Origin of the sequence: Salmonella sp. 741265055_HSA (assembly GCF_046569525.1) — a bacterium.
GTDB classification, from domain to species: domain Bacteria; phylum Pseudomonadota; class Gammaproteobacteria; order Enterobacterales; family Enterobacteriaceae; genus Salmonella; species Salmonella enterica.
Map to the genome: position 1 here is coordinate 89,201 of NZ_JBKFSQ010000015.1, position 14,150 is coordinate 103,350.

15 protein-coding genes are annotated in these 14,150 nt (G+C 54.4%); 8 read left to right on the forward strand and 7 right to left on the reverse strand.

Going from position 1 to position 14,150, the window contains the following annotated elements:
- Positions 1-2: 2 nt before the first annotated feature.
- The 3 genes from modB to ACLD4K_RS10730 form a co-directional block, all read right to left on the reverse strand.
- Positions 3-692: a molybdate ABC transporter permease subunit gene (gene modB / locus ACLD4K_RS10720; RefSeq protein WP_000604026.1), complete on the reverse strand. Its 690-nt coding sequence runs from the start codon at positions 690-692 to the stop codon at positions 3-5.
- Positions 692-1,465 (reverse strand): molybdate ABC transporter substrate-binding protein, encoded by a 774-nt coding sequence (modA, locus tag ACLD4K_RS10725; protein WP_000951407.1) that lies wholly within the window; start codon positions 1,463-1,465, stop codon positions 692-694. Before modA ends, modB begins: the two co-directional genes overlap by 1 nt.
- A gap of 166 nt (positions 1,466-1,631) precedes the next feature.
- Complete coding sequence (locus ACLD4K_RS10730) at positions 1,632-1,781, reverse strand: AcrZ family multidrug efflux pump-associated protein (RefSeq protein ID WP_000891513.1); 150 nt, start codon at positions 1,779-1,781, stop codon at positions 1,632-1,634.
- Between the two features lie 128 nt (positions 1,782-1,909).
- Between ACLD4K_RS10730 and modE the strand changes: the two genes are divergently transcribed.
- The 8 genes from modE (at position 1,910) to gpmA (ending at position 10,776) form a co-directional block, all read left to right on the forward strand.
- Positions 1,910-2,698, forward strand: coding sequence for a molybdenum-dependent transcriptional regulator (gene modE / locus ACLD4K_RS10735; protein ID WP_001147416.1), 789 nt, complete (start codon positions 1,910-1,912; stop codon positions 2,696-2,698).
- Positions 2,699-2,765: 67 nt separating this feature from the next.
- Positions 2,766-4,241 carry a molybdate ABC transporter ATP-binding protein ModF gene (gene modF, locus ACLD4K_RS10740; RefSeq protein ID WP_411011839.1) on the forward strand — a complete coding sequence of 492 codons (1,476 nt, stop codon included), beginning with the start codon at positions 2,766-2,768 and terminating at the stop codon, positions 4,239-4,241.
- A 170-nt stretch (positions 4,242-4,411) separates the two neighbouring features.
- The gene (locus tag ACLD4K_RS10745; protein ID WP_000885519.1) at positions 4,412-5,320 is read left to right on the forward strand and encodes a DUF2167 domain-containing protein; all 909 of its coding nucleotides are present in this window, start codon (positions 4,412-4,414) and stop codon (positions 5,318-5,320) included.
- 221 nt (positions 5,321-5,541) lie between these two features.
- A complete protein-coding gene (galE, locus tag ACLD4K_RS10750) occupies positions 5,542-6,558 on the forward strand; it encodes a UDP-glucose 4-epimerase GalE (RefSeq protein WP_001265465.1) in 1,017 nt (338 codons plus the stop codon).
- A gap of 10 nt (positions 6,559-6,568) precedes the next feature.
- Positions 6,569-7,615, forward strand: a complete 1,047-nt coding sequence (gene galT / locus ACLD4K_RS10755; RefSeq protein WP_411011840.1) for a galactose-1-phosphate uridylyltransferase — start codon at positions 6,569-6,571, stop codon at positions 7,613-7,615.
- A gap of 2 nt (positions 7,616-7,617) precedes the next feature.
- Complete coding sequence (gene galK / locus ACLD4K_RS10760; RefSeq protein ID WP_411011841.1) at positions 7,618-8,766, forward strand: galactokinase; 1,149 nt, start codon at positions 7,618-7,620, stop codon at positions 8,764-8,766.
- On the forward strand, positions 8,760-9,800 hold the full coding sequence (galM, locus tag ACLD4K_RS10765) for a galactose-1-epimerase (RefSeq protein WP_000931428.1): 1,041 nt from the start codon (positions 8,760-8,762) through the stop codon (positions 9,798-9,800). The genes galK and galM overlap by 7 nt, the downstream gene beginning before the upstream one ends.
- A 223-nt stretch (positions 9,801-10,023) precedes the next feature.
- A complete protein-coding gene (gene gpmA / locus ACLD4K_RS10770; protein ID WP_000301554.1) occupies positions 10,024-10,776 on the forward strand; it encodes a 2,3-diphosphoglycerate-dependent phosphoglycerate mutase in 753 nt (250 codons plus the stop codon).
- 90 nt (positions 10,777-10,866) lie between these two features.
- On the opposite strand, the gene ACLD4K_RS10775 is transcribed toward gpmA, so the two are convergent.
- The 4 genes from ACLD4K_RS10775 to ACLD4K_RS10790 form a co-directional block, all read right to left on the reverse strand.
- Complete coding sequence (locus tag ACLD4K_RS10775; protein WP_411011842.1) at positions 10,867-11,643, reverse strand: ABC transporter ATP-binding protein; 777 nt, start codon at positions 11,641-11,643, stop codon at positions 10,867-10,869.
- Positions 11,643-12,722 carry a FecCD family ABC transporter permease gene (locus ACLD4K_RS10780; RefSeq protein ID WP_183059017.1) on the reverse strand — a complete coding sequence of 360 codons (1,080 nt, stop codon included), beginning with the start codon at positions 12,720-12,722 and terminating at the stop codon, positions 11,643-11,645. The genes ACLD4K_RS10775 and ACLD4K_RS10780 overlap by 1 nt, the downstream gene beginning before the upstream one ends.
- A gap of 378 nt (positions 12,723-13,100) precedes the next feature.
- Complete coding sequence (locus ACLD4K_RS10785; protein WP_411011843.1) at positions 13,101-13,799, reverse strand: triphosphoribosyl-dephospho-CoA synthase; 699 nt, start codon at positions 13,797-13,799, stop codon at positions 13,101-13,103.
- Positions 13,800-13,917: 118 nt separating this feature from the next.
- The coding region (locus ACLD4K_RS10790; protein ID WP_139654397.1) for a sodium ion-translocating decarboxylase subunit beta at positions 13,918-14,150 on the reverse strand (233 nt) is incomplete at its 5' end.

Here is a 14,150-nt window from a genome sequence, read left to right on the forward strand (position 1 = left end):
GGTTAGCGCCCCGTCCGTTCACGGCTAATCCGCGCCAGCCATTCAGAAATCAACAGCGAAATCAGCGCTAATACAATCGAAATCACGCACAGCCTCGCCGCCGCGCTCTCCCCGCCAGGCGTCTGAATCAAAGTATACATGGCGGAAGGTATGGTGCGGGTTTCGCCCGGAATATTGGAAACAAAGGTAATGGTCGCGCCAAATTCGCCAAGCGAACGGGCAAACGCCAGCACCGTACCAACAATAATACCCGGCAGGGTAAGCGGTAAGGTGATAGTCAGAAAAACGCGCCAGCGCCCGGCGCCCAGCGTTCTGGCGGCCTGTTCAAGCTTGATATCCACCCCCTCCAGCGCCAGCCGAATGGCCCGCACCATCAGCGGGAAGGACATCACCGCCGCCGCCAGCACGGCGCCGCGCCAGCTAAAGGCAAACGTGAGACCGAACCAGTCATACAGCCACTGGCCAATAAACCCGCGTCGCCCCATCGACACCAGCAGCAGATAGCCGACCACCACCGGCGGCAGCACCAGCGGCAGATGCAGGACGCTATCAAGTAAGGCTTTGCCCGGAAACCGGCATCGCACCAGTAACCAGGCAAAAAAGATCCCAAACGGCAGGCTAAACAGCACGGCCAGGGAAGACACTTTCAGGCTAAGAAGGACAGCCTGCCATTCTGGATCGGTCAGTATCATTACTTCGTCGTAAATCCATAACGTTTAAAGATTGCCGAGGCCTGCGGTCCTTTCAGGTAATCATAGAACGCGCTGACGGTCGCATTTTTATGCCCCTCCACGATAGCGATGGGGTATTCCACTTTTTTATGTGAATCTTCCGGGAACGTCGCCACCACGTTAACCCCCTTGCTGGCGACCGCATCAGAACCGTATACAATGCCCAAAGGCGCTTCGTTACGTTCGACCAGCGCCAACGCGCCGCGCACATCCTCGCCCGGCGCCAGTTTCGGTTCAAGCGTTTGCCATGCGCCCAGCTTTTGCAGCGCTTCTTTGGCATAAATTCCCGCCGGTACGTGTTGCGGATCGCCCACCGCCAGACGCCCGCCGTTCAGCAGACGAATCCAGTCCGTTTTGTTGTCGATGGTAAACGGTTTCTGCTCGCTGGCTTTCGGCGCCACCACCACCAGGCTGTTGCCAAGCAATGTTTCGCGCGTCGTGGTATCCACCGCTTTTTTATCGGCGGCGTAATCCATCCATTTCTGGTCAGCAGAGATGAACAGGTCCGCCGGCGCGCCCGCTTCTATCTGGCGCGCCAGCGTTGAAGAGGAGGCGAATGAGGAGACCACGTCCACATTTTTCTCTTTTTTATATTCTGCCGCAATGTCTTGCATCGCGTTCGTTAGCGACGCGGCGGCGAATACGGTGATCTTGCCTTCATCCGCCAGCGCATGACCAGCGATGATGAAAGATAATGTCGCCCCTGCGACCAGGCGTAACCAGGAATGCGCCATCTGTAACTCCTTGTGCGTTTCGTTATGTAAACGACAATATAACGATAATCTCAGGGGTTTCCCAGCGGTTATTCATACCCATTAACGATTAAACACAGAAAATATCGGCAGGAAAAGCAGGATCTTGAGTAACAAAAACGCCCGACTGAGCGGGCGTTTGGGGAAATCAGCGGTTCTGTCTGGACTGGTCTTTCTGACCGATACCGGAAAAAATGTTGAACACCTCACCCAGACCGTAAATCAGACCGAGGATGATGGCCATCACTACCGGTACCATGATGACGGCGAATACCAGACTTTTTAATAACTCTAACATGGGCAACTCCAGATATAGTCCTTTTTGTATTTTAACCGCATCACACAGAAAAGCACTCCCCTTTTGTGCGGTCGGCTTTGCGCTGACGCGCTTTTCAGTCACAATAGTCTTTTTACCAGGAGCTGGTTATGCAGGCCGAAATCCTTCTTACCCTGAAACTTCAGCAAAAGCTTTTTGCCGATCCCCGACGTATCTCTCTGCTGAAACACATTGCGCTTTCCGGCTCGATTAGTCAGGGCGCGAAAGACGCGGGAATCAGCTATAAGAGCGCCTGGGATGCGATAAACGACATGAACCAGCTTAGCGAACATATGCTGGTTGAACGCGCAACGGGCGGCAAAGGCGGCGGCGGCGCGGTATTAACCCGCTATGGTCAGCGTCTGATCCAGCTTTACGATTTGCTGGGCCAAATTCAGCAAAAAGCGTTCGATGTGTTAAGCGACGATGACGCCCTGCCGCTTGACAGTCTGCTGGCCGCTATCTCCCGCTTTTCACTGCAAACCAGCGCCCGAAATCAGTGGTTCGGCACCATTACCGCCCGCGATCGCGATCAGGTGCAACAGCATGTCGACGTGCTGCTGGCCGACGGCAAAACGCGGCTCAAAGTCGCGCTGACGGCGCAAAGCGGCGAGCGTCTCGGCCTGGAGGAAGGTAAAGAGGTGCTGATCCTGCTAAAAGCGCCGTGGGTTGGCATTACCCGGGATGCTGCCGTTGCACGCGCCGCTGACAATCAGTTGTCGGGAACGATCAGCCATATCGAGCGCGGCGCGGAACAGTGTGAAGTGTTGATGGCGCTGCCGGACGGCCAGACGCTGTGCGCCACGATACCGACTGCGGATGCCGCCACGTTAAAGGAAGGCGATGACGTGATTGCCTGGTTTAATGCGGACAGAGTGATTATTGCAACGTTGTGCTAAGCACATTGACATCCGTTGCCGAAAGACGTATCCCTGTCATTCATCGCTGCAAAAAATGGGATGCAAAATGTCATCGTTGCAAATTTCGCAAGGCACGTTTCGTCTGAGCGATACAAAAACACTTCATCTGGATTCGCTGACGCTCAATGCGGGCGATAGCTGGGCATTCGTTGGGGCTAACGGGAGCGGGAAGTCGGCGCTCGCCCGCGCGCTGGCGGGTGAACTGCCATTATTAACAGGCGAGCGCCAGTGTCAGTTTACCCGCATTACGCGTCTGTCCTTTGAACAATTGCAAAAGCTGGTCAGCGATGAGTGGCAACGTAATAACACCGATATGCTCAGTCCTGGCGAAGACGATACCGGGCGCACTACCGCGGAAATTATTCAGGATGAAGTTCACCATCCTGCCCGCTGTGCGATGCTGGCGCAGCAGTTCGGCATTTCCGCTTTACTCAACAGGCGTTTTAAATACCTTTCTACCGGCGAGACGCGAAAAGCGCTGCTGTGTCAGGCGCTGATGTCTGAGCCGGAGTTATTAATCCTTGATGAACCGTTCGACGGGCTTGACGTGACCGCCCGTCAACAACTGGTTCAACGCCTGACGGCGTTGAACCAGGCGGGTATTACCCTGGCGCTGGTACTCAACCGTTTTGATGAAATCCCGGACTTCGTGCAGTTTGCCGGCGTGCTTGCCGACTGTACGCTGGCGGAGACCGGAACGACGACAGAGTTGCTGCAACGGGCGTTGGTCGCTCAACTCGCGCACAGCGAGCGTCTGACCGACGTACAATTACCCGAACCGGACGAACCTTCCGCCCGCCATGCGTTACCCGATGGCGAACCACGGATCGTACTTAACGATGGCGTAGTCTCGTATAACGATCGCCCTATCCTCCACCACCTAAGCTGGCGAGTCAATCCGGGCGAACACTGGCAGATCGTCGGTCCTAACGGAGCGGGTAAGTCTACGTTGCTTAGCCTTATTACTGGCGATCATCCGCAAGGCTACAGCAACGATCTTACGCTGTTCGGGCGGCGGCGAGGAAGCGGCGAAACAATCTGGGATATCAAAAAACATATCGGCTACGTCAGCAGCAGTTTACATCTGGATTACCGCGTCAGTACCACGGTGCGCAATGTCATTCTCTCCGGCTATTTCGATTCTATCGGCATTTACCAGGCCGTTTCAGACAGGCAACGAAAACTGGCGCAACAGTGGCTGGATATTCTGGGAATCGATAAGCGTACGGCGGATGCCCCCTTCCACAGTCTTTCCTGGGGACAGCAGCGGCTGGCGCTGATCGTGCGCGCGCTGGTTAAACATCCGACATTGTTAATTCTGGATGAGCCGCTGCAAGGGTTGGATCCGCTGAACCGCCAACTGGTACGCCGTTTTGTGGATGTATTAATTCGCCAGGGAGAGACTCAACTGCTGTTCGTTTCCCATCATGCAGAGGATGCGCCTGCCTGTATTACCCACCGACTGGAATTTGTACCAGAGGGCGAACGTTATAAGTACGTTTCCGGACGATGCAATAATTAAATGTATTATCAGAATGGCGCCGCGCGCCATTCTGGAACCACTATCCTTTTATTAAGAATAATAATAACGGTCGATAAGCTTACTATCTCTTGAATCGCTGACCGCCTCATTGTCATAATAATCCTGAAATTTTCGACAATGATGTCGTATGTGAATATAAGGGATTCATTATGGCTTTTCGTTTTCCACAAATAATACTATTTTTACTGGCAGCCATGTTATTTTGCCCCGGCAGTTATGCTGAGCAAAAGCCGACCGCTGCGCAGGAAGCGCGTAAAACCGCCGTTGAGGTCGCTGTTGAAGGCATGAGTCGCGCCGCCGTTGCGGGTCCGACAAAAATTAGTTTAGGTGATAAAGCCACGCTTAATCTGCCGGAAGGATTTACCTGGATACCCGCAAAAGAAGCGGCGGTATTTATGCGTGAAATTGGTAATTATGTTGACGATGAATATTTTTACGGTCTCGTATTTAAAAAGGAAATGAATGGATTTATTTCTATCGAATATGATGATTCTGGTTATGTAAAAGATGATGATGCAAAAAATTGGGATGCCGATGAATTAATGGATAACCTGCGCAAAGGCACAAAAGAAGCGAATAAAGATCGTATTGCAAAAGGCATTGAGCCGATAGAAATTATTGGCTGGATCGAGAAGCCTACCTACGATGCAACCAATCATCGTCTGATCTGGTCCGCCGCCATCCAGGATATCGGCACCAACGAACCACTGAATGAACAAGGCGTGAACTACAACACCTATCTGCTGGGACGTGAAGGTTATTTTTCTTTAAATCTGGTGACCGACAGAGGTTCTGTTGACCACGAAATCCCTCTGGCGAAAAGAATTCTCAGTTCCGTCAAGTTCAACGCTGGACAACGCTACGCTGACTTCAACGAATCAACGGACAAAATAGCGGAGTATGGGCTCGCCGCGCTGATTGGCGGTATCGCGGCCAAGAAAGTAGGACTGCTTGCTATGCTCGGTATCGCGTTACTTAAATTCTGGAAAGTGACCGCCATCGGCGTCGTCGCTGTCGGGGCGCTCGCCAGGAAGCTACTCTCGCGTAAAAAAGACTGACAGCTCCTGCCCCGTCCGTTTCATTTCCAGGCGCGTAACGCGCTTTTTTTCGGATAAAAAGCAGAAGCATTCTCAAGCCAGATGATTTTTAATCATTTAATTGATACAAATGCGTAAAATCACCAGTGTGTAAACGATTCCACTAATTTATTACATGTCACACTTTTCGCATCTTTGTTATGCTATGGTTATTCCATACCATAGGCTTAACGGAGCGAATTATGAGAGTATTGGTTACAGGTGGTAGCGGTTACATTGGAAGTCATACCTGCGTACAATTGCTGCAAAATGGTCATGACGTCGTCATCCTCGATAACCTCTGCAACAGCAAGCGCAGCGTGCTGCCCGTTATTGAACGTCTGGGCGGTAAGCACCCGACCTTTGTCGAAGGCGATATTCGCAACGAAGCGCTTATAACCGAAATTCTGCACGATCACGCGATTGATACCGTGATTCACTTTGCCGGCCTGAAAGCCGTCGGCGAATCGGTCGCCAGGCCGCTGGAGTACTATGACAACAACGTCAACGGTACGCTGCGGTTGGTCAGCGCCATGCGTGCGGCCAACGTTAAAAACCTTATTTTTAGCTCCTCTGCCACCGTTTATGGCGATCAGCCCAAAATTCCTTACGTCGAAAGTTTTCCTACCGGCACGCCGCAAAGCCCCTACGGCAAAAGTAAATTGATGGTAGAACAGATCCTCACCGATCTGCAAAAAGCCCAGCCGGAGTGGAGTATTGCTCTGCTGCGTTATTTCAACCCGGTCGGCGCGCACCCGTCGGGCGACATGGGAGAAGATCCGCAAGGTATTCCGAATAACCTGATGCCCTATATCGCCCAGGTCGCCGTGGGTCGTCGCGAATCGCTCGCCGTTTTCGGCAACGATTACCCGACCGAGGATGGCACCGGCGTACGCGATTACATTCACGTTATGGACTTAGCCGACGGGCACGTCGTGGCGATGGAAAAACTGGCGGACAAATCCGGCGTACATATTTATAACCTCGGCGCGGGTGTCGGCAGTAGCGTCCTGGATGTGGTCAACGCCTTTAGTAAAGCCTGCGGTAAACCCATTAATTACCACTTCGCGCCGCGTCGCGACGGCGATCTCCCGGCGTATTGGGCAGATGCCAGCAAAGCCGATCGCGAGCTGAACTGGCGCGTCACCCGCACGCTTGACGAAATGGCGCAGGACACCTGGCACTGGCAGTCACGCCATCCGCAGGGATACCCAGATTAAGGACGTTGTTATGACCCCATTTAATCCCATCGATCATCCGCATCGCCGTTATAACCCGCTTACCGGCCAATGGGTTCTGGTTTCGCCGCATCGCGCAAAACGCCCCTGGCAGGGGGCGCAGGAAACGCCGTCTCAGCAAATGCTGCCGGCCCACGATCCGGACTGCTTCCTGTGTGCGGGCAATACGCGTGTCACCGGCGATAAAAATCCCGATTACAAAGGGACTTACGTCTTTACTAACGATTTCGCGGCGCTGATGGCCGACACGCCGGATGCGCCGGACAGCCACGATCCGCTGATGCGCTGTCAGAGCGCGCGCGGCACCAGCCGCGTGATCTGTTTTTCTCCCGATCACAGTAAAACGCTGCCGGAGTTGAGCCTGCCCGCGCTGACGGAAATCGTCAGAACCTGGCAGACGCAGACCGCCGAGTTAGGCAAAACCTATCCGTGGGTGCAGGTCTTTGAAAATAAAGGCGCGGCGATGGGCTGTTCGAACCCGCATCCGCATGGACAGGTCTGGGCCAACAGCTTCCTGCCGAATGAGGCCGAACGCGAAGATCGTTTACAAAAAGCCTATTTCGCCGAACAGAGTTCGCCAATGCTGGTGGATTATGTCCAGCGGGAACTGGCGGACGGCAGCCGCACCGTGGTCGAAACCGAACACTGGCTGGCGGTGGTGCCTTACTGGGCGGCGTGGCCGTTCGAAACGCTACTGTTACCCAAAACGCATGTCCTGCGCATTACCGATTTAAACGACGAGCAGCGCGACTCTCTGGCGCTGGCGTTGAAAAAGCTGACCAGTCGTTATGACAACCTGTTTCAGTGTTCCTTCCCCTACTCAATGGGCTGGCACGGCGCGCCGTTTAACGGTGAAGAAAACGCGCACTGGCAGTTGCACGCGCACTTTTATCCGCCGCTGCTGCGCTCTGCGACCGTCCGCAAATTTATGGTCGGCTATGAAATGCTGGCGGAAACCCAGCGTGATTTAACCGCAGAACAAGCGGCTGAACGCCTGCGCGCGGTCAGCGACATCCATTTTCGCGAATCCGGAGTATAAAAATGAATCTGAAAGAGAAAACGCGCGCGCTGTTTGCTGAAATTTTCGGCTACCCTGCCACCCACACGATTCAGGCGCCAGGCCGCGTCAATCTGATCGGCGAGCACACTGATTACAATGATGGTTTTGTTCTGCCCTGCGCTATCGATTACCAGACCGTAATTAGCTGTGCGCCGCGCGACGATCGTACCGTACGGGTGATTGCCGCCGATTACGACAATCAGGTGGACGAATTTTCACTGGATGCGCCGATCGTGACCCACGATAGCCAGCAGTGGTCTAACTATGTGCGCGGCGTAGTGAAACACCTGCAACAGCGTAACAACGCGTTTGGCGGCGTGGATATGGTCATCAGCGGCAATGTGCCGCAGGGCGCCGGGTTAAGCTCCTCCGCCTCGCTGGAAGTGGCGGTGGGCACCGTCTTCCAGCAGCTTTATCACCTGCCGCTGGACGGCGCGCAAATTGCGCTCAACGGACAAGAGGCCGAGAACCAGTTTGTTGGCTGTAACTGCGGCATTATGGATCAGCTCATCTCTGCGCTCGGCAAAAAAGATCATGCGTTGCTGATTGATTGCCGTACGCTCGGCGCCAAAGCGGTTTCCATGCCGAAAGGTGTCGCCGTGGTGATCATCAACAGTAACTTTAAGCGCACGCTGGTGGGCAGCGAGTATAATACCCGCCGTGAACAGTGCGAAACCGGCGCCCGTTTCTTCCAGCAGCCGGCCCTGCGCGATGTCAGCCTTGAGGCGTTCAATACCGTTGCCAGCGAACTGGACCCGGTAGTCGCAAAACGCGTTCGCCATGTATTGAGCGAAAATGCGCGCACCGTTGAAGCGGCAAGCGCGCTGGAGAAAGGTGATTTGCAACGTATGGGCCAACTGATGGCGGAGTCCCATGCCTCAATGCGCGATGATTTCGAAATTACCGTCCCGCAGATAGACACGCTGGTAGACATCGTCAAAGCGACCATCGGCGATCAAGGCGGCGTGCGCATGACCGGCGGCGGCTTTGGCGGCTGTGTTGTCGCGCTGATCCCGGAAGATCTGGTTCCCGCTGTGCAGCAGGCCGTTGCGCAACAGTACGAAGCGAAAACCGGAATCAAAGAAACCTTTTATGTATGCAAACCGTCACAAGGAGCAGGACAGTGCTAAATGAAACGCCCGCACTGGCCCCCGATGGTCAACCGTACCGCCTGCTAACCCTGCGCAACAGCGCAGGGATGGTGGTAACGCTGATGGACTGGGGAGCCACTCTTCTTTCCGCCCGTATTCCGCTGTCTGACGGCAGCGTTCGGGAAGCATTGCTGGGCTGCGCCAGCCCGGAACACTACCCTGAACAGACGTCATTCCTCGGCGCCTCTATTGGCCGTTACGCGAACCGTATCGCCAATAGCCGCTATACGTTTGCCGGCGAAACCGTACAGTTAAGCCCAAGCCAGGGCGAGAACCAGCTACACGGCGGACCGGAAGGCTTTGACAAGCGCCGCTGGCAAATTGTGAACCAGAACGATCGCCAGGTATTATTCGCGCTCACCTCTGATGACGGCGACCAGGGCTTTCCTGGCCATCTTTGCGCCACGGCGCAATATCGTCTGACCGATGACAATAGAATCTCCATCACCTACCGGGCAACGGTCGATAAACCCTGTCCGGTGAATTTGACCAACCATGTCTATTTTAATCTGGACGGCGATCGGACCGACGTGCGCCAACATAAGCTGCAAATTCTGGCGGATGAGTATCTGCCGGTAGATGAATCCGGTATTCCACGCCAGGGGCTAAAATCGGTAGCCAATACCTCGTTTGACTTCCGGATGCCAAAAGTCATTGCCAGTGAATTTCTCGCCGATGACGATCAGCGCAAGGTTAAAGGCTACGATCATGCTTTCCTGCTACAGACGCAGGGTGATGGCAAAAAGCCGGCGGCCCGTCTGTGGTCACAGGATGGAAAGCTACAAATGATGGTTTACACCACCGCCCCGGCGCTACAGTTTTATTCCGGCAATTATCTGGCGGGTACACCTTCCCGCGGGCCGGAACCTTATGCCGACTGGCAAGGGCTGGCGCTGGAAAGCGAACTGCTGCCGGACAGCCCGAATCATCCTGAATGGCCGCAGCCTGACTGTATCCTTCGCCCTGGCGAGGAGTACGCCAGCCTGACCGAGTATCAGTTTATTCCGTTCTAACGATATGCCGCTACATGCCCGATGACGCAAGCTTATCGGGCCTACGCGCCATTGCCCTGCTCAAACCTCCACCACTTAAAGACAAAATCGCAACTCTGAGTTCACAAGAACCTTACACTGCGCCACTATTTTCGCTATGGTTATGCGTAAGCATTGCCGCCAACACCTCGCGGCAATATAATGAGAATTATTATCATTACATATGATTTATAGGAGTGAGAGTATGGCTGTAACTAAGCTGGTTCTGGTACGTCACGGTGAAAGTCAATGGAACAAAGAGAACCGTTTCACCGGCTGGTATGATGTTGACCTGTCTGAAAAAGGCGTAAGCGAAGCAAAAGCAGCGGGTAAACTGCTAAAAGAAGAAGGTTTCAGCTTTGATTTTGCCTACACTTCCGTACTGAAACGCGCTATCCATACGCTGTGGAACGTACTGGATGAACTGGATCAGGCGTGGCTGCCGGTGGAAAAATCCTGGAAACTCAATGAACGTCACTATGGCGCGTTGCAGGGGCTGAATAAAGCGGAAACGGCAGAAAAATATGGTGACGAGCAGGTTAAGCAGTGGCGCCGCGGTTTTGCCGTGACGCCGCCGGAACTGACCAAAGATGATGAGCGTTATCCAGGTCACGATCCACGTTATGCCAAACTGAGCGAGAAAGAGCTGCCGTTGACCGAAAGTCTGGCGCTGACCATCGACCGCGTTATTCCTTACTGGAACGACACCATCCTGCCGCGTATGAAGAGCGGTGAGCGCGTGATCATCGCCGCTCACGGTAACTCATTGCGTGCGCTGGTGAAATACCTGGATAACATGAGTGAAGATGAGATTCTTGAGTTAAACATCCCGACCGGCGTGCCGCTGGTGTATGAGTTCGACGAAAACTTCAAGCCGATCAAACATTACTATCTGGGTAACGCTGACGAAATCGCCGCGAAAGCGGCTGCCGTGGCGAATCAGGGTAAAGCGAAGTAATCACCTTTGCCGGATGGCGGTATAACTGCCTTATCCGGCCTACGAGCAATGGGTAGGCCGGATAAGCGCAGCGCCATCAGGCAATATGTCTTAAACAGCGATCACGCCGTCCAGCACCACCTGCAATTTACCCTGCGAACAGCGCTCCACGCGTCCTCGTACCCGGTACACTTCAGCCAGACGCTGCGCAGTAATCACCGTCTCCGGCGCGCCGCTGGCGACCAGCCTGCCGTCTTTTAGCATCAGGACATGGTCACCATGACGCAGTGCAATATTAATGTCATGCGCCACGACTATCGTCACCCTATTTTGCGCCTGGGTATCCCGACGCACGAGATCCATTACGTGAAACTGATAGTTTAAATCCAGCGCGCTGAGCGGCTCATCCAGCAACAGAAGTTCAGGGCGACGAATCAGCGATTGCGCCAGACCCACTAACTGCCGCTGACCGCCGGAAAGCTGGTCGAGATACTGCAACGCCAGATGCGTTATGCCCAATTGCTCAAGGATAGCCAGTATCTGCGCTCTGCCCTGCGCATTGTCTCTGCCGCCTGATGCCCGCAGTACCACGATAATCGACTCCAGTACATGCAGATGTACGCCCTGCGGTAATGACTGCGGCAAAAACACAACTTTCTGCGCCCGCTCGGCAAACGATAACGACATGAGATCTTCGCCATCAAGCAGCGCCTCGCCGTCGGCGTTATTCAGCCCGGCCAGCGAACGTAGTAACGTCGATTTACCACAGCCGTTCGGCCCCAGCAAAATGGTAACTTTCCCGCGCGGCAGTAAGGGAACGTTGAGATCTGCAATAACCGGCTGAGTGGAATAGCCGGCGCTAAATGAGCGGAGCATTAACCCGCGCATCAGAGACTCCCCCGATGTCGCAATACAATGCTTAAAAAGAACGGAACCCCGACCAGCGAGGTGACAATCCCCACCGGCACCATGACGCCCGGAATACTATTTTTCGCCGCAATAGAGGCCAGCGATAACACCAGCCCGCCTATCAGCACGCTGCCCGGAAGGTAGAAACGGTGATCTTCCCCCAAAAGTATTCGCGCAATGTGCGGCGCAACGAGACCAATAAAACCAATCGGCCCGACGAAAGCTACCGTCAGCGCTGATAACAAGCTGATACGCAACAATGACAGCAGGCGTAAACGGCGGACATGAATCCCAAAGCTCATCGCCCTCTCTTCGCCCAGACGTAATGCCGTGAGTTGCCAGGCGCTTCGTAACGCGCAAAAAAGCACAGCAATAAACACCACGGCCAGTACGCCCAATTTTTCCCACGACGCGCGGACCAGGCTCCCCATCGTCCAGAATACCAGCCCCTGCAGCGTATCTTCATCAGCCACAAACTGCATAATAGCGACCAACGCGTTAAAGGTGAATACCAGCGCAATACCGAACAACACCACTCCGGATGCGGCGACGCCTGTCCAACGGGTAATACCGTCCAGGAGTAACGCGGATAAAAGCGCAAAGATGAACGCATTGGCCGGGATAAACCAGGCGGCAGGAATACCGGGAATACCGATCCCCAACACAATCGCCAGCGCAGCGCCAAAAGCCGCTGCGGACGATACGCCAAGGGTAAACGGCGTCGCCAGCGGATTATTTAAAATGGTTTGCATTTCGGCGCCCGCTAACCCTAACGCCATGCCTACCAGCAGCGCCATCAGGGCATAGGGTAAACGAATATCCCAGACAATAACGTGTATGCCCGCATTCACCTTTTCCGGTTGAAAAAGCGCCTGCCACAGCGCACTGAGCGGTAAACCAGAAGACCCACTGGTTACATCCACCATCAGTGAAGCCATCATCGCCAGCGCAATAGCTAACATGAGCACGGCCCGTTTGCGTATGATCTGGCGATAGCGCGGAATGATGGGCGTGGAAGCGAGAGCGGGGGCTAAAAGTGATTTGTCCTGACAGGTCATGGTTCGGGCTACGTTATTAATCAGAGGAGAATTATAGCGCCGAATTATCTCGTTATATATTTATTTATATTTCGATTGGTGACACGGTGGCCTATCTCACCGGTTTCCAATAAATATCCTCCGGCATAGCCCTGTCTCTTGATCAGATCTCCTGATCAAGAGACAGGGCCTGGCTGGGGGTTTTCCATAGACAAAAAAGCGTGGAGCCATCCACGCTTGAGGCTGCTGACAACGTGTAACCAGGTGGCAATGTTCCAACCACGGACCTACAAAAAGTACGTAATCTGTTGATATTCTCATTTCGTAAGTCAGGCAAAGCGCTAGCTGCCTCTCGCAGAAATGCCAACACAATAGATAATTGTCAGCAGTCCTCATTTTTCAGTCAGCAAATATCGGTCCGGCAGGGAATTTCGCCAGAAACCCGGTGACGGCCAGCAGCGACCATAGCCCGGGCCACTCAATCTGGCGCTCCCGCAGTTCATCATCCAGCGTCATAAGCGCAAACTCACCTTTATCGCCCAGCACGCCGCCCTGCCAGAGCAGCCGCTGCGCCTGCTGCCGCGCCCAGGGAGAATCGCTCTTCCAGGCCAGCAGGTGCAGCAGAGCCTGCTGCAGGCAGACACTGTGAGAATGTTGATCCCGCAACAGCCGCCGGTAAACCGGCAGCGATATGCTGCGCACGGTATAAAAACCGCTGCGGGTTTCGCTGTCAACATCTGCCATGCCAGCACAGAACTGACTGGCCAGGTCACATAAACGATTGTGCGTCATCGGCTGGCGCAGGGCATCCAGACGACCTGCTGCGGCACACAGCAGCCCGCTCCTTTGCCGTTCTTGTGGCAGCGAATCAGGCAAAACCGCTACCGTTTCAGCCGCCCCGGCCTGCGCATGCTGTACGCCCGAGTCATAACAACGGACAAAGAAATCATGGCTGCCACGGACGATTGACGGGCACGCCAGCAGATTCAGCGCCGGGTGCAGTTGTTCAAGCTCGTCCAGTGACGCCAGCGTGTAATTGACAACCACATCTTTTGTCGACGCCCGGCCTTCCGGACGAAATGCTATGGTTTCATTCATCAAAGTCTCCTTATGGGACATTCCGGGAGACGATGCTGCGCATCTGTTCGGGCTACAGATCCATGCAATTCGGTAGCCCGGACAGGCGCAACGCGCCGCCTCCGGGAAAGGAACAGATTTACATCGCCAGCACGTACTTGAGCATCACGCCCGCCGCAATGGCCGAACCGATAACCCCCGCCACGTTCGGCCCCATCGCGTGCATCAGCAGGAAGTTCTGTGCGTCTGATTCCAGGCCCACCTTGTTCGACACCCTGGCTGCCATTGGCACCGCCGACACCCCCGCCGAACCTATCAGCGGGTTGATTTTGTTCTTACTGCACAGGTTCAGCAGCTTCGCCATCAGCACCC